The organism is Trueperella pyogenes (genome assembly GCF_001070855.1).
GTDB lineage: Bacteria > Actinomycetota > Actinomycetes > Actinomycetales > Actinomycetaceae > Pauljensenia > Pauljensenia pyogenes_A.
In genome coordinates this window covers 41,295-56,062 of sequence record NZ_JVLH01000006.1, presented here as the reverse complement: position 1 = coordinate 56,062, position 14,768 = coordinate 41,295, and the positions used below count along the sequence as shown (strand labels likewise).

14 protein-coding genes are annotated in these 14,768 nt (G+C 53.3%); 7 read left to right on the top strand and 7 right to left on the bottom strand.

Annotated features, from left to right (window positions below; all coding sequences use genetic code 11):
• Positions 1-2 precede the first annotated feature (2 nt).
• Positions 3-1,418: a class II 3-deoxy-7-phosphoheptulonate synthase gene (locus ADG72_RS01610; RefSeq protein WP_048711708.1), complete on the top strand. Its 1,416-nt coding sequence runs from the start codon at positions 3-5 to the stop codon at positions 1,416-1,418.
• A 146-nt stretch (positions 1,419-1,564) separates the two neighbouring features.
• Here ADG72_RS01610 and pknB read toward each other — a convergent pair whose 3' ends face one another.
• Positions 1,565-3,547 carry a Stk1 family PASTA domain-containing Ser/Thr kinase gene (pknB, locus tag ADG72_RS01605; RefSeq protein WP_048711706.1) on the bottom strand — a complete coding sequence of 661 codons (1,983 nt, stop codon included), beginning with the start codon at positions 3,545-3,547 and terminating at the stop codon, positions 1,565-1,567.
• A 96-nt stretch (positions 3,548-3,643) separates the two neighbouring features.
• Here pknB and ADG72_RS01600 point away from each other — a divergent pair, with 96 nt between their 5' ends.
• Complete coding sequence (locus tag ADG72_RS01600; protein WP_192831720.1) at positions 3,644-3,994, top strand: Rv2175c family DNA-binding protein; 351 nt, start codon at positions 3,644-3,646, stop codon at positions 3,992-3,994.
• 52 nt (positions 3,995-4,046) lie between these two features.
• Here ADG72_RS01600 and ADG72_RS01595 read toward each other — a convergent pair whose 3' ends face one another.
• The gene (locus ADG72_RS01595; protein WP_048711703.1) at positions 4,047-5,138 is read right to left on the bottom strand and encodes a polyprenyl synthetase family protein; all 1,092 of its coding nucleotides are present in this window, start codon (positions 5,136-5,138) and stop codon (positions 4,047-4,049) included.
• A 74-nt stretch (positions 5,139-5,212) separates the two neighbouring features.
• Here ADG72_RS01595 and ADG72_RS01590 point away from each other — a divergent pair, with 74 nt between their 5' ends.
• On the top strand, positions 5,213-5,614 hold the full coding sequence (locus ADG72_RS01590; RefSeq protein ID WP_048711702.1) for a universal stress protein: 402 nt from the start codon (positions 5,213-5,215) through the stop codon (positions 5,612-5,614).
• Positions 5,615-5,721: 107 nt separating this feature from the next.
• A complete protein-coding gene (locus ADG72_RS01585; RefSeq protein WP_048711700.1) occupies positions 5,722-7,353 on the top strand; it encodes an RNA polymerase sigma factor in 1,632 nt (543 codons plus the stop codon).
• Positions 7,354-7,434: 81 nt separating this feature from the next.
• Here the strand turns inward: ADG72_RS01585 and ADG72_RS01580 are convergent, their stop codons facing one another.
• From ADG72_RS01580 to ADG72_RS08500, 3 genes are read right to left on the bottom strand one after another with little or no spacing between them, the layout of a single operon-like run.
• Positions 7,435-7,902, bottom strand: a complete 468-nt coding sequence (locus ADG72_RS01580; protein WP_009409332.1) for a YbjN domain-containing protein — start codon at positions 7,900-7,902, stop codon at positions 7,435-7,437.
• A 16-nt stretch (positions 7,903-7,918) separates the two neighbouring features.
• Positions 7,919-8,374, bottom strand: a complete 456-nt coding sequence (locus ADG72_RS01575; protein WP_009409333.1) for a YbjN domain-containing protein — start codon at positions 8,372-8,374, stop codon at positions 7,919-7,921.
• Between the two features lie 60 nt (positions 8,375-8,434).
• Positions 8,435-8,656: a DUF7455 domain-containing protein gene (locus ADG72_RS08500; protein WP_080978627.1), complete on the bottom strand. Its 222-nt coding sequence runs from the start codon at positions 8,654-8,656 to the stop codon at positions 8,435-8,437.
• Between the two features lie 150 nt (positions 8,657-8,806).
• Here ADG72_RS08500 and ADG72_RS01570 point away from each other — a divergent pair, with 150 nt between their 5' ends.
• From ADG72_RS01570 to ADG72_RS01560, 3 genes are read left to right on the top strand one after another with little or no spacing between them, the layout of a single operon-like run.
• Positions 8,807-10,915: a DNA gyrase/topoisomerase IV subunit B gene (locus ADG72_RS01570; RefSeq protein ID WP_048711698.1), complete on the top strand. Its 2,109-nt coding sequence runs from the start codon at positions 8,807-8,809 to the stop codon at positions 10,913-10,915.
• A 54-nt stretch (positions 10,916-10,969) separates the two neighbouring features.
• Positions 10,970-11,989, top strand: a complete 1,020-nt coding sequence (locus tag ADG72_RS01565; protein ID WP_048711697.1) for a GNAT family N-acetyltransferase — start codon at positions 10,970-10,972, stop codon at positions 11,987-11,989.
• A 15-nt stretch (positions 11,990-12,004) separates the two neighbouring features.
• Positions 12,005-13,033: an N-acetyltransferase gene (locus ADG72_RS01560; protein WP_048711695.1), complete on the top strand. Its 1,029-nt coding sequence runs from the start codon at positions 12,005-12,007 to the stop codon at positions 13,031-13,033.
• A 43-nt stretch (positions 13,034-13,076) separates the two neighbouring features.
• Here the strand turns inward: ADG72_RS01560 and ADG72_RS01555 are convergent, their stop codons facing one another.
• Together ADG72_RS01555 and ADG72_RS01550 are read right to left on the bottom strand one after the other, a co-directional pair.
• On the bottom strand, positions 13,077-13,853 hold the full coding sequence (locus ADG72_RS01555) for an amino acid ABC transporter ATP-binding protein (RefSeq protein ID WP_048711694.1): 777 nt from the start codon (positions 13,851-13,853) through the stop codon (positions 13,077-13,079).
• Positions 13,850-14,746 carry an amino acid ABC transporter permease gene (locus ADG72_RS01550; protein ID WP_048711692.1) on the bottom strand — a complete coding sequence of 299 codons (897 nt, stop codon included), beginning with the start codon at positions 14,744-14,746 and terminating at the stop codon, positions 13,850-13,852. Before ADG72_RS01550 ends, ADG72_RS01555 begins: the two co-directional genes overlap by 4 nt.
• Positions 14,747-14,768 lie beyond the last annotated feature (22 nt).

Genomic DNA, 14,768 nt, shown 5'->3' with positions numbered 1-14,768 from the left:
CGATGGCTTCATCTTCTCTCCCGGGGCGTGGCGATTTTTCGCTGCGCCCCGGCGCACCTGAACTCTTTGCTCCTGCCGGTTCTGAAGAATCTGCTCCTTGGGAAGCTTGGCGCACCAAGCGCGCGCTTCAACAGCCGAGCTACCCAGATCCCGAGGCCCTAGACTCCGCACTGGCTGAGTTGCGTCGTCAGCCTCCCTTGGTCTTCGCTGGCGAGGTAGACGATCTGCGAACGAATCTCGCTGCCGCCTCGCGCGGTGAGGCCTTTGTCCTTACGGGTGGCGATTGTGCTGAGACTTTTGCCGAGGCGACGGCTGACCATTTGCGTCTGAAGATCCAAACTCTTCTCCAGATGGCCGTCGTTTTGACCTACGGTGCGTCTTTGCCTGTGATCAAGATTGGGCGAATTGCGGGCCAGTATGCGAAGCCGCGCTCTTCAGATATGGAGACCCGTGGAGACGTCACGCTTCCCTCATACCGCGGTGATGCTGTCAACTCCTTCGAATTCACTTCAGAGTCACGGATTCCAGATCCCACGCGCTTGTTGGATTTGTACCATCATGCCGCATCGACGCTGAATTTGATTCGTGCATTCACTCGTGGTGGCTATGCTGACTTGCGACTGGTGCACCACTGGAATCGGGGTTTTACAGCTAATCCGGCTTATGCGCGTTATGAGTCTCTTGCTGAGGAGATTCACCGTGCGGTGAAGTTCCTTGAGGCAGCCGGTGTGTCCAGTGTGGCCCAGATGCGTAGCGTGGATCTCTTCTCCTCTCACGAAGCTTTGCTTCTGGACTACGAGTCTGCGATGACCCGAATCGATTCACGCACCGGGGATCCTTACAACACTTCCGGTCACTTCTTGTGGATTGGTGAACGTACTCGTGGCGTTGACGATGCACATGTCGAATTGCTTGCGCACGTGCGCAATCCGATTGGCGTCAAACTTGGACCGACGACATCAATTGATGATATGCGCCGTCTGGTTGACCGTTTGAATCCGGAGGGTGAAGAAGGGCGTCTGACCTTCATCACACGTATGGGTGCGGATAAAATTCGCCATGCATTACCTCCTCTCTTGGAAGCACAAGCACGTGACGGACGCCCCGTTACCTGGGTGACCGACCCGATGCATGGAAATACGATCACCTCCTCGACGGGTTACAAGACACGACGCTTCGAGACGATCATGGATGAGGTCACTGGTTTCTTTGAGGCTCATCGTGAAGCTGGAACGGTTCCCGGTGGCATTCATGTCGAGCTCACTGGGGATGATGTTACAGAGGTTCTTGGCGGCTCCGAGCAGCTTGATGAAGAGGCTTTGCGTGATCGCTATGAGACGCTAGTGGATCCGCGTTTGAACCACCAGCAGTCTTTGGAGATGGCATTCCAAGTCGCGGAGTACTTAAAGAAAGAGTAGCTGAAGCCGATCGCTTTACCGCTTGAATTTCTGAAAAAATTATGGGTGTGGGGCGAAGAACCAATGTTCTTCGCCCCACACCCATAGGTAAAACCAGGTCTTAATACTTAAAACCAGGTCTTAATACTTCCCGGTAATTAAGGGGGCTAGACGATCGTCAGTGTCACTGTGGTTCCACGAGGGACGACCGTTCCAGCTGCAGGGTCAGAAGAACGCACAGTTCCAAATAGTCCACCCATAAAGCGTTCAACACGGACCTGAAGGCCGACACGTTCGAGGGCTGCACGAGCCTGACTTTCTTGAAGTCCTTGAACAGTGGGGATCTCTACAGTTTCAGGGCCCTTGGAGACCGTGTATTGGACTTTATCTCCACGATGAAGCGTTGTACCCGCAGCAGTTTCCTGGGAGATTACGGTTCCCTGGGCGACTGTCGATGAGAATGCCTCGGTTTCCTCTGCGCTCAGTCCCATCGATTCGAGTGTCTGACGGACTTCCCCGGCACTCTTGCCTTTAATGTCGGGAACCGTTAAGGGCTCACGGCCTTTGGAAACGACAATATCAACCTTTGTATCGTGGCGAACCGATGCTCCTGCGGGGACGGACTGCGAGATGACCTTGCCCTTCTCGACATCTTCGGACCAGTCTTCGCGAACATCGCCGACTGCCAGTCCCGCGGTTGTCAGCGCATTCTTCGCTGCGTCTGTTTCCATGCCATTGAGATTTGGCGCATTACGCATGTCAACGCCCTTCGAGACGACCAAAAGGACCTCAGCGCGTTTGTGGACGGCTTCGCCGCTTCCCGGTGTTGACGAGATGACGTTTCCTTGAGAAACGGTATCTGAGAAATCTTCTCGTTCTTGGAAATTGAGATGCAGCGAACGTAGATCATTCTCGACATCAGAAACAGCGCGTCCATCGGTGACGGGCATGGTCAAGTAGGAACCCGGCCCGTATTCATGCCACCACCAAAAGCCTCCGATGACACCAACAATGAGCAGAGAAACAATCAGGGCAAGAACTTTGCCAAAACGCTTCCGAGTTCGTACCTGTGGGGCGGCATGTGCAATCCCGCCAGAAACATGGACGATAGCTTGCGAGGTTGCAGGCAGCTTCTGTGCTGGAAGGGGCGAAGTCAATTCGACGAGCCCCAACGCAGTGGTGCGCTGTTCGTTGTCGTCAGTGCTGTCGATATCCGCTCGTCGATTCATTAGCTCTGCGGGCAACGACGTGCGTGCACGCATCACCAAATCAAGAGCCTCCTGAGCGTCGACGGGGCGGTCCTCGGGGTCTTTAGCTGCAAGCGATGCGACAAGATCGTCAATTTCACGTGGAATCCACGGCTCAACTTCTGAAGGAAGCGGGACAGAGTCGTTCACGTGGTGATAGGCCATTTGCATGGGATTTTCACCCTGCCACGGAACCGAGCCCGTGAGCATTTCGTAAAGCATGATCCCAACGGCATAGATGTCACTTCGCGCATCGCAGGTTCCAGTAGTTGCGATCTCTGGTGCCATGTATGCGACCGTTCCAAGCATCGAACCGGTCGTTGACATCGATACTTCTGAGGCCGCGCGTGCCAGACCGAAATCGGTAACGCGAACAGGACCCTCACTGGGTACCAAAACATTTTCGGGCTTGATATCACGATGGATTACGCCAACTCGGTGCGCAGAACGCAGCGCTTCAAGAACATCTTGCGTGTATTGAAGAGATTGAGCAAGAGTGAAGGCTCCCTGCGCCTGCAGCAGCGCACGGAGGTTGGTTCCATCGATAAGTTCCATCACCAGAAAGCCCTGGCCGTGAATCACTCCCTGATCAAAGACAGAAACGACTCCCGGTGAAACAATTCGCGCGGCTGCACGGGCCTCGCGCCTAAAACGGGCAACGAAATCAGCAGATTCTGCCAAGTGTGGGTGCATGACCTTGAGTGCAACTGGACGGTCCAAACGCTCATCGTGCGCGACGTAGACAGTGGCCATTCCACCGCGTGCAAGGCGAGCCTGAATCCGGTATCTCTCATCGACGAGCAGGCCGATCAATGGGTCAGAAGGCGCAGACGAGCCCTGACCGTCAGTGCCGTTTTCGGCGTCGCTGCGGTCCTCGGGGTCAAATTCTGTCTCAGAAGTCATCGTTAGGATTTTACTGGAGATTTCAGGTGATGCACGCAGGAAAGCCCGCGAGCCGTGCTGGGGCGCGAATCCCTTCCCACGCTATATCATTGTCCCATGAGTGAAGCTGTTTCCCTTCTGTCCGTTCAAGAGGTTGCACGCAGGCTTGGTATCGAACCTCGCCGAGTTAAGCAATTGGTCCGCGATCACATCCTCTTTACCTATACCGATGAAGCAGGAAACTCTGGGATTCCCGAAGAAATCTTGGTCAAGACTGATAACGGATACGAACCTCTTTTCAATCTTCCCGGAACGCTCACTTTGCTTGCAGACGGTGGTTTTAGCCCCGAAGAGGCCGCTCGTTGGCTCTACACCGAGCATGAAGAACTAGGGGAGACACCAATGTCTGCTCTTCTAGGGGGACGCCACCACCGCGTGAATCGAATTGCCTCTGTTTTGGGATTCTAATCTTTACGGATAATCCCGATTTGAGGTCCTGAGTTTCTCCTGGAACTCGCGCTTACTTCGAGCGCTTAATGAGCATTGTCGCGACCTCGCTCAACAGTTCGCGCTGATCGGCATTGAAATTGCTGGATTCCAACGCAAGGAAGCCCTCGGCCTCGAAAGTTGAAATGACTTCTTCGTGGCGGCGACGTCCCCGACGCTTGACGATCGCTCGTAGTTCTTCGAGTTCATTCTCGCTGAGTTCAGGATTGCCGAGGCCGTGGGCAAGCTTTTCCCGCTCGCTTTCATTTGCTTCTTGCCACGTCAGGGCGAGGAGATAGGTCCGTTTTCCTTCGCGTAAGTCATCTCCCGCGCTCTTACCCGTAACTCGTGGATCGCCGAAGATTCCAAGGTCATCGTCACGCAGCTGGAAAGCATGTCCCCAGGGACTAAGGATCATCCGCAGCGAATCGGTATCTGCTCGCGAAGCGCCCAAAGCGACGGCTCCAAGGGTTGCCGGTATGACGACCGAGTAGTTAGCGGCTTTGTGAGAGACGATTGTCAGTGCTGTCTGTGCGTTAATTGCCTGCGAGTCATTAACATTCAGTGGTCGTTGTTCAGCGGCGATATCAAGGAATTGTCCAATTGCGACTTCGGCGTGCATTTGTGCATAGAGCTCCATAACGCCATCACGGTAGTGGGGGATTGCCTCGCATTGACGAATCATTGCAAGTTCAGCTGCGGAGAAAAGCAAATCTCCAGCAAGGATTGCGGAACTAATCCCGAAATCTTCACTATCGCCTCGGGACAAGGCGGAACGGTGATGTGCAGCGAAAGCAGCATGCGCAGAGGGGCGACCACGGCGTGTGGGCGCGTGGTCGATGATGTCATCATGAACCAGGGCGCTGGCTTGGTAGAGCTCTAATGCTGCGCCAAGGTCGTCCAGATTGAGTGTCTGCAGAGGTGAATGATTCGCAACACTACCGCCGACAAATGCGAGGAATGCCCGGAAACGTTTGCCTTCCTCAAGACTTGAATGGGCTACCTGGAGAAGCGGTGAGATCTGAGCAGCTGGCGCGATAGTGTCAGCAAGGTCTTGGAGGATGGTGTGGGCGCGCTCCTCGACCCGTGGTGCTAAGGCTTGAAGCTGCTCGCTCAATGAAGTCATGTGACCAGTCTATAGAACAATTTCACGTCTTTAAGCCCCGGCTCTTATGATGAAAATGCAATTAAGGAGGTTTCGTGGCAATTGTTTTGAGCTACTACGGGAATCGCGAGTCTGATGCCGCGCTGGATCAGGCAGTACGTCTGGCGTCCTGGATGCGGACATCATTGATGATTGTCGTCGCATCTCACGAGTGTGGGGGTATCTTCGCTGATGAGAATTCGGCTGAGGCACATCTGTGGGAACGCTTAGGCGGAACCGAGGTTTCTTTTGAAGTCATGCGTTGCCGACGTGATATGTCAATGGCAGAAACCGTGCTTGATTGGGCGCGTAGGATCGACGCGGATATGATCGTTATTGGCCTGCGACCCGGTGGTTCGAAGAGTACAACAATCGGTAATACGGCGACTCAGATTTTGCTTGATGCTCCGTGTCCGGTGATGACATCGTCATGGCGTTTTGAGGATACGAGCGCCTAGTTTCACCCTTATTTACGCACTTTCATGCTGCGCGAGTGACAAAGGGATAGTTATAATTGTAGGCAGTCTGTCGCCGTCCAGTGGATTGGCGGCTCATCTGTCAACCCATGAAAGGGATTCGAGTGTCTCCATCTCGCGCTACCAGCGCCCGCGATACTGAAGATGAAGCCCCTGAGGTCAAGAAAGCAACGCGTACGCGTCGCTCGTCAAAGACTACATCGGTAGAAGCCCAAGCGGAAGAGGCCGAAGCGCCAAAGAAGGCTGCGAAGGCGAAGAAGACTAAGAAGACCGCATCTACCGCCACTGATTCTGCCGCTGCAACGGAAGAGAAGGCTCCCGCTAAAAAGCGGGCGCCCAAAAAGACGACTGCTTCGAAGAGCGCAAAGAATGAGGGCGCTGCAGAGGCAGAACCGGAAAAGAAGTCGCGGACAACGCGTAAGAAGACAAAGAAGGCTGAAGAAGGTACTTCTGCTGAGGAAGCTACTGCGAAGCCTGTGAAGCGGACGCGGAAGAAGAAGGCTGAAAAGGTCGAAGAGGTTCCTCAAGATTCTCAGTCGGAAGAGGTTGAGGATCTCGAAGAAGACATCGTCGAAGAAGCCCAACTTGAAGATGTTGAAGATATTGATACCGATGTCGTCGACATTGAGGTAGATTCCGATGATGCGGATGAAGATGACTCAGAGGAGAAGGACTCTGATGACGATGCTTCGTCACAAGATCAGGATTCAAAGCCGCAGGCAGTAGCAGCTGTCCGTTCAAAGGGCGGTTTTGTGGTCTCTGATTCTGATGAGACCGATGAGCCGGTTCAACAGGTTACTGTCGCGGGTGCGACGGCCGACCCGGTTAAGGACTATCTCAAGCAGATCGGCAAGGTTTCGCTTCTTAATGCAGAACAAGAAGTCGATCTTGCCCGTCGAATCGAAGCGGGCCTGTATGCCGAAGAATTGCTGAAGACCACCTCCAACGATTTGAGTTCTCGCCAGCGACGCGAACTGCATATTCTTGCCCAAGACGGACAGCAAGCAAAAAACCACCTTCTCGAGGCCAATCTCCGTCTTGTTGTCTCGCTGGCAAAGCGTTACACCGGGCGCGGAATGCAATTCCTGGATTTGATTCAGGAAGGCAACCTTGGCCTTATTCGTGCGGTTGAAAAGTTCGACTACACGAAGGGCTATAAGTTCTCGACGTACGCGACCTGGTGGATTCGTCAGGCGATTACGCGTGCGATGGCAGACCAAGCGCGTACTATCCGCATCCCCGTCCACATGGTCGAAGTCATCAATAAGCTTGCTCGCGTCCAGCGTCAAATGCTTCAAGATCTCGGTCGTGAACCTACTCCTGAAGAGCTTGCCAAAGAACTGGACATGACTCCTGAAAAGGTTGTCGAGGTTCAGAAATACGGACGTGAGCCGATTTCTCTGCATACTCCTCTTGGTGAGGACGGCGATAGCGAGTTCGGAGATCTGATCGAGGATTCTGAAGCTATTGTTCCTGCAGATGCTGTGTCTTTCACTCTGCTTCAAGAGCAGTTGCACCGCGTTCTCGACACCCTCTCTGAACGCGAAGCAGGCGTCGTTTCGATGCGTTTCGGTCTTGGAGATGGACAGCCTAAGACTCTTGATGAAATTGGCAAGGTCTACGGAGTGACGCGCGAACGTATCCGTCAGATTGAATCCAAGACGATGTCGAAGCTTCGTCATCCCTCTCGTTCGCAAGTCCTGCGTGACTATCTCGACTGAGAACTAGATACATGTGAGTGTGGGCCGGAAACCTGAAGGTTTCCGGCCCACACTCACATGTATATCGACTGATGTTAAATATCAGTCTTCGTCGCTTTCCTTCGGAATACCAAGGGTCTCGCGAATGTGATCGAAGAGCGACAGCGATGTTGCGATTGCGCAATTGACATGCTGGAGAAGCTGCGCATCGGTTGCGCCGTGCTCGTAATCAACATTGACTTCGGTCATGATACGAAGAGGACCTGCCTCGCTGGGGGCATAGAATGCCTTCGGCCAGATGCGGTCACGGTGCCAATCTTCGATGACGCTTGCGAGTTCATCTTCACGTTCAGCGGGAACCTCTTCGGCCATACGTGCGGTGACCTGCAAGATTTCCTGGTCCTGCCCCATGAAAAGGAAGAAGAACGGCGCGCCGTCCCAGCGGCCGCAAACGTCGTCGTCATCATCGCGGCCGTAGTACCAACCCTGGCCGTCGAAGATCTTTTCGATGCGTTCCTTGGAGATGGGGCGTACTGAGTCACCCGTTTCAGCGGAATCAAACCAACCCATAGTGACGTCCTTCCTCTCAGAGTCCCAGTGCCTTGGCAAGTTCGTTATAGAACTCTTGGCCAGTTCCCAGCGCGCACGCGATCTGTTGGTTCAGCTGTGCGTCAGTTGCACCGTGTTCCCAATCGACCGAGTTCTCGCAGAAAATGCGAATCTCACCCTCGTCATTGATGCGATGGTAAGCCTTCGGCCAGAGCTTTTGGCGGTGCCATTCGCGGATGAACGCGCGGACCTCTTCAAGACGCTCGATCGGAATCGAGAGGTGCCACATGGACTGAATGTGGAGAATCTCCTGGTCCTTGCCACGAAGCATGAAGTAATAGGTGTCATCATCCCAGGTGCCGCCGAGATCATTATCTGAATCGACGAAGTAGTGCCATCCGCGTTCTTTGAAAAGAGCGATGAGCCTTTCCTGAGAGATCGCCGGAGTCAGCGGAGCGCTCTCTTCCGGTTTTGGCCGTGAAAACAGACCCATGTGTATGTCCTCCTTGGAAGGGAAATTTCACCACAATGGTAAACGAATGTGATCTAAAAGTCAGCTCTGCTGGGTAGCAAGCTCTCGCTCATCAATAATGTCCAGAGCCTTTGGAGTAATTGCCTCGAGGTGCTGGTTCGCATGATGAGCGCAGAAGTTGAGCGTCCCCGTAGCTAAAGTCACGCGAACCCACGCCCGAGCACCGCATTGATCACATCGATCCTGAGCAGTGAGGATAGGGGGAAGGGTCTGGCGTGAATTCTCAGTAGTTACGGTATTCATAGAATCTATAAGACCATGCCGTTGCTGTATTTCGCCGAGTTTTTCCGTCTTTTCTGCCAATGGCCGAAATTTTCGCTGGAAAGGGTCACAATTTTGCGCTTTCGGTGCGTAAATACGCGATAAATTGATTGTCCTTCGTACACTATCGGGGTGAGTGAAACCCAAGCCTCAGACTATTCTGCGCGCCACCTCTCAGTCCTTGAAGGTCTGGAAGCTGTTCGCAAACGCCCCGGCATGTACATCGGTTCGACGGACCACCGTGGCCTCATGCACTGCCTGTGGGAAATTATTGATAATGCCGTTGATGAGGCCCTTGAGGGTTTCTGCGACACAATCGATGTTCGACTGCACCCGGATCATTCGGCTTCGGTCGCCGATAACGGTCGAGGCATTCCCGTCGATGAGGTGCCAGGGGTCGGTTTATCGGGCGTTGAGGTTGTCTTCACAAAGCTGCATGCTGGAGGAAAATTCGGTAGCGGTTCGTATGCCGCATCAGGTGGCCTTCATGGTGTTGGCGCTTCTGTTGTCAATGCTCTTTCTGCCCGAATGGATGTCGAGGTCGATCGCGGCGGGAAGACCTGGCAGATGTGCTTCAGGCGTGGTGAACCTGGTGAATTTGACGATTCTCGCCAGCGCACTCCAAATTCCCCCTTTACTCCCTTCACCGATGAATCTCGTTTAAAGACCATCGGGAAAGTTGCGAAAAAGAAGACTGGTACCCGCGTACGTTTCTGGGCGGACTTCCAGATTTTCCCATCCGATGAGGGTTTTACCTGGGAAACCTTGCTCGCGCGTGCGCGTCAGACGGCATTCTTGGTGCCCGGCCTAACGATTAATTGCTTTGATGAGCGCGGGGAAGAAGTCGTCCACGAATCATTCCGCTTTGATGGCGGCGTGGTCGACTTCGTCGATTGGCTTTCTAACGACGGTGCTGTCACTGACACTTGGCATATCCAGGGTGAGGGAACATTCACTGAGACTGTTCAAGCGTTGGATCCTGAAAGCGGCCATCTTCGCGCTGTTGAAACCGAGCGTATCTGCGAAGTTGATTGCGCCCTTCGCTGGGGGATCGGTTACGATGCGCAGCTGGAATCCTTCGTTAATATCATCGCCACCCCGAAGGGGGGAACGCATGTTGCAGGCTTTGAACAGGCAATTTTGAAGGTGCTCAGAAGCCAGGTTGATAAGAACGCGCGAAAGCTCAAGGTCGGCGCGAAAGATGGCCGCCCTGAAAAGGACGATGTTCTAGCGGGAATGACAGCGGTTGTCACAGTTCGTTTCCCAGAACCACAGTTCGAAGGCCAAACCAAGGAAATCTTGGGAACAGCGCAGATTCGTACGGTTGTTGCACGCGTTGTGGGGGATTGGCTCGAGAGTAAGTTTGCTTCGTCCAAGCGTGATGATAAGCAACAGACCAGTGCACTTCTCGAGAAGGTTGTCGGCGAGATGAAAGCGCGCGTCTCTGCGCGCATTCACAAAGAAATTTCCCGGCGGAAGAATGCACTTGAGACGTCTTCTCTTCCTGCGAAACTCGCGGATTGCCGTTCTGAGGACGTTGAACAGACCGAGCTCTTTATCGTGGAGGGCGATTCTGCCCTTGGCACTGCAAAAGCTGCGAGAAATTCGCAATATCAGGCCCTTTTCCCCATTCGAGGGAAGATTTTGAACGTCCAAAAGGCTTCAACTGCAGATATGTTGGCGAACGCTGAATGCGCGAATATTATCCAGGTGATCGGAGCGGGCTCTGGACGGACTTTTGATATTGAACAGGCGCGGTATGGCAAGGTTATTTTGATGACTGATGCTGACGTTGATGGGGCGCACATTCGCACTCTGCTCCTCACCTTGTTCTTCCGCTATATGCGACCGATGGTTGAAGCTGGCCGGGTCTATGCTGCGGTACCTCCCTTGCACCGCATCGAGGTAGCGGGTAAGGGACGCAAATCTCGCGAGTTTATTTATACGTATTCAGAAGAGGAACTTCACCGTCAGCTTGCCGCTCTTCGCAAGGCAGGCCGAAGCTGGAAAGAACCTATCCAGCGTTACAAGGGCCTCGGTGAAATGGATGCCGATCAGCTAGCTGAAACGACTATGGATAGAGCCCATCGCGCACTTCGCCGAATCACTTTGGCTGATGAGGCTGCCTTGCGTCAGGCTGAAGATGTTTTTGAGCTCCTCATGGGACAAGTCGTTGGTCCTCGACGTGACTTTATTGTTGAGGAAGCAGCAGGAATTGATCGCGAGCGCATTGACGCATAGCTCAACGTCCCACTCAAGTGGGACTGAAGGCCCGTAATCCCGTAGAATATGTGCATGACTGGACTTGCGGAGCGTTTAAAACCGCCCGCGCTCGTCTCTTTTCCAGGTTCTCACCTTGGTCTGCGTTGGCGGTCTCTGATTCCTTCGGATCTTGGGGCTGTCGCTGAGCTGATTCGTCAGGTTGAGAAAGAAGATGACGCGATTTTCAGGACATCGTCGAAAGAAATCGCTGACCTGGCATTAGGACAGTGCGGTGCTGCACCCCTCGAAGTAATCGTGGGGATTGCCCAGGACCAAGGTATTGTCGCTCTTGGTTCTGTGAAGATTCTGGCCAGCCTAACCGAGGCCGCGGTAGCGATCGTTAACGCGGTGATCCACCCATCATGGCGAGGCCGTGGTGTTGGCCGTTCTCTGCTTCACTGGCAGGACGGGCGTGCACGCCAAATGCTTGTTGAGTATTTTGGCCGCGACTGTGAACTCCCAACGTCTATTGCTAACTGGGTTGACGGTCACATGACAGATCGTCGTCGTTTGTATATTGCCGCGGGTTTTTATGCAAAGCACATGTTCCAAGTGATGTATCGCGATCTGGAGGGCTCAGAGAGCCGCGGACCGGTACCCGATGGACTGCATATTGTGCCTATGAGTGAGGTTTCTTTCTCCAAGCTCCATCACGTGCATTCCGAAGTTTTTGCGGATCACCCTCTCACCGAAGCTCGAGATTTTTGGTGGGGACGCGCACTTGAAGATTACGAAGATCGCTGGTCTTTTGTTGCTCTCGATGATGATGGCGAAATAGCTGGCTACTGTATGTCTGGTCGCCCAGCAGAAAGCTGGATTGCCCATGGTCGTCTTGAGGCTTATATCAATACCATTGGTGTTGCGCCGGCATATCGAGGCAAGGGCGTAGCCTCAGCAATGGTCTCTGCTGCAACGCACGCTGCTGCTCAAGACGGGATGAGCCGTATTGGGATTGATGCGGATATCAAGAGCCCAACACATGCACAAGCCGTATATGAGCATCTGGGCTTTCTCAATGACCGTACACGTGTCTTTTACAGTATTGATCAGTAGGGCGCGTACTCGTCAATGGCTTCATATCAAGTAGAAAGGGGAGTCGAGGCATATCCTCCCTTCCCCCAGGAACACCATGGAATCGTCTGGCGCCAGCTGGAGTTTCGTGACCTGCACGCCCTGAGCGCTCTTTTTGCGCGAATGGAGGCAAGGGATAATCCTCCCTATCGCACGGCGTTGGCTGAAGTCGAAGAAATGCTTTCCCCGGCCTCGTCATGGTGGGGGATTGCGGCATTTGCGACGAAAGGAATCGCGCAGGGGAGAATGGTCGCTTTCGCTCAGACACGATTGCGTTTTTCAGAGCGTATTGAATGTGTCTGCCAAGGCGGAGTTGACCCCGATTTTCGTAGAATCGGTTTAGGTAGTTCGCTGCTTGAATGGCAAATTGCAGCTGCTCGTTCAATGCTTGAGCGAAATGAAGATAATGGCCAGCGCGCGATCGTGAGCTTCGTCGAAAATTGGCAGGACGAACTTGAAAACGCCCTTAAGGCTCGAGGCTTCCATTGGGAACGTACCTATTACGACCTACGGGCGAAACTCGACCCACTTCCGCAAGCGCCTTCGCTCGGTTCGTACATGACGATCGAGCAGTGGAGCCCTTCATGGGATGATGAGCTGCGACGCGCAGCAAACCTAATTGCGCAACAGCAAGGCCGAGCCGCTCTTACCGAAGAGCAGTGGACGATGGGACGTAGTTCTTTTGCTCCCGATTGGTCCTATATCGCGGTGGATCGTCGCTCTGATCGCCCTCGGATTGCGGGTTTTACGCTTGTTTCAAAGTACGAGCAAGATTGGCCTGCACTGGGGTGGAAAGAAGGCTATATCGACCACATCGGTGTTGGAGACGAGTGGAGGAATACCCCGGTTCTTGATGCCTTAGTGGTTGCCTCGATGCGCGCACAGGCACAAGACGGTATGGATCTTATCGCAACGGGAATTGCTCAAACCGAAGGTTCTGCAACGCTATCGGTTTTTGAATATCTTGGTTTTCGAGTCGTTGGTCAGCAGCGACTCTACGCAATAGATATCCCGGATATCTCCTAAGCCTGAACCTTTGAGATATCCGGGACCACTCAGAACTCTATTGTTAGAGGACCTTTGAGAAGAACTCCTGAGTACGGGGATTTTGTGGATTCACGATCACGTCCTCGGGGCTTCCCTCTTCAACGATTGTTCCGCCGTCCATGAAGACGACGTGGTCAGCTACCTCACGCGCAAAACCAACCTCATGGGTGACGACGACCATAGTCATTCCTGCCTTCGCGAGATCCTGCATGACGCTCAGGACTTCGCCGACGAGTTCGGGATCTAGGGCAGAAGTGGGCTCGTCAAAGAGCATCAGTTCGGGTTTCATCGCTAAGGCACGAGCAATCGCCACTCGCTGCTGCTGGCCGCCAGAAAGCTGCGAGGGGTAGTGGTTAAGACGATCTCCCAAACCTACTAATTCCAAGTACTCCTGGGCGTCCCGTGCAACTTCCGCCTTAGGACGCCCCAAGACCTGAATTGGGCCTTCCATAACATTCTCTATAGCAGTCATGTGTGGGAAGAGGTTGAAACGTTGGAAAACCATTCCGATTTGTGAGCGCTGACTAGCGATTTGCTTGTCTGTTAGGTCGTGCAGTACCCCCGTTGAGGGGTCTTTTCGGTATCCCAAGAGCTCGCCATCAATGAAGATTTCCCCCGCAGAGATTGTCTCTAGCTGGTTGAGACAACGCAGCAGCGTTGACTTACCTGAGCCTGACGGTCCCATGATCACGCAGACCTCACCGTTGGCGATATCGAGATCTATCCCGCGCAGGACGTGGAGGTCGCCGAAAAACTTATGGACTCCGCGGATTTGAATGAGCGCAGACTGATCTGTCATGGTGTTACCTCAATGAAAGTCGTATCTACAGACTGATTGTCAGGATCAAATCCTTTGCCGAAGTAAGCTTCGATGCGGCTTTGGATCCACATGAGGATACTGGTGACAACCAAGTACCAGATTGCAGCTGCAATAAGCAAAGGAATTGGCTGGAATAGTTCTTGTCCCTTTTGGCTCGCAACGTAGGTTAGCTCAAGAGTGTAGGGGATTGCGCTGACCAGAGAAGTGGTCTTGAGCATCGAGATCGTCTCGTTACCAATGGGTGGGACAATCACTCTCATAGCTTGAGGCAAGATAATCCGACGGAAAATCTTCCCGCGAGACATTCCCAGAGCCGTTGCCGCTTCCCATTGCCCTTTATCCACCGAGAGCAGTCCTGCGCGGATAATTTCGGCAAGGTAAGCGCCTTCGTTGAGGCCGAGCCCGATAAATGCCATCCAAAATTGTGTGAACCATTCGCGCGTCTCGAAGGAAATGCCGAATTCTGTTCCGGGAATTCCCAAGCTAATTGTCTGGTAGAGAGTAGGTAGTAGTGACCAGAAAATCAGCTGCGTATAGATAGGCGTTCCACGGAAGAACCAAATATAGGCAGAAGCTACACCTCGTAAAACGGGATTGATTGACTGTCGCATGATCGCCATGGTGATGGCAAGCACCGTGCCAAGTGCCATGGATAAAACCGTCAAGACGATCGTCATCATCAGGCCGGTGATGATCATTTTTGAAAAGAGCCATTCCCACACCACATCCCACCTAAATTTGGGGTTTGTGACAAGGATGTAGGCCAATCCCAATGCCAAGAGTCCAACGATAATCGCGCTGATCCAACGACCTAGGTGGAAGACAGGTCGGGATTGGATCAACTCAACCCCGTCTTTGGTCTTTTCGGGCATAACGTGAATTCCTTAGAGATAC

What these genes read in the sequence shown, in the direction of transcription:
- ADG72_RS01610 (WP_048711708.1), top strand. Translation starts at nt 3, where the DNA reads ATGGCTTCATCTTCTCTCCCGGGGCGTGGCGATTTTTCGCTGCGCCCC.
- pknB (WP_048711706.1), bottom strand. Translation starts at nt 3,547, where the DNA reads ATGACTTCTGAGACAGAATTTGACCCCGAGGACCGCAGCGACGCCGAA.
- ADG72_RS01600 (WP_192831720.1), top strand. Translation starts at nt 3,644, where the DNA reads ATGAGTGAAGCTGTTTCCCTTCTGTCCGTTCAAGAGGTTGCACGCAGG.
- ADG72_RS01595 (WP_048711703.1), bottom strand. Translation starts at nt 5,138, where the DNA reads ATGACTTCATTGAGCGAGCAGCTTCAAGCCTTAGCACCACGGGTCGAG.
- ADG72_RS01585 (WP_048711700.1), top strand. Translation starts at nt 5,722, where the DNA reads ATGAAAGGGATTCGAGTGTCTCCATCTCGCGCTACCAGCGCCCGCGAT.
- ADG72_RS01580 (WP_009409332.1), bottom strand. Translation starts at nt 7,902, where the DNA reads ATGGGTTGGTTTGATTCCGCTGAAACGGGTGACTCAGTACGCCCCATC.
- ADG72_RS01575 (WP_009409333.1), bottom strand. Translation starts at nt 8,374, where the DNA reads ATGGGTCTGTTTTCACGGCCAAAACCGGAAGAGAGCGCTCCGCTGACT.
- ADG72_RS08500 (WP_080978627.1), bottom strand. Translation starts at nt 8,656, where the DNA reads ATGAATACCGTAACTACTGAGAATTCACGCCAGACCCTTCCCCCTATC.
- ADG72_RS01565 (WP_048711697.1), top strand. Translation starts at nt 10,970, where the DNA reads ATGACTGGACTTGCGGAGCGTTTAAAACCGCCCGCGCTCGTCTCTTTT.
- ADG72_RS01560 (WP_048711695.1), top strand. Translation starts at nt 12,005, where the DNA reads ATGGCTTCATATCAAGTAGAAAGGGGAGTCGAGGCATATCCTCCCTTC.
- ADG72_RS01555 (WP_048711694.1), bottom strand. Translation starts at nt 13,853, where the DNA reads ATGACAGATCAGTCTGCGCTCATTCAAATCCGCGGAGTCCATAAGTTT.
- ADG72_RS01550 (WP_048711692.1), bottom strand. Translation starts at nt 14,746, where the DNA reads ATGCCCGAAAAGACCAAAGACGGGGTTGAGTTGATCCAATCCCGACCT.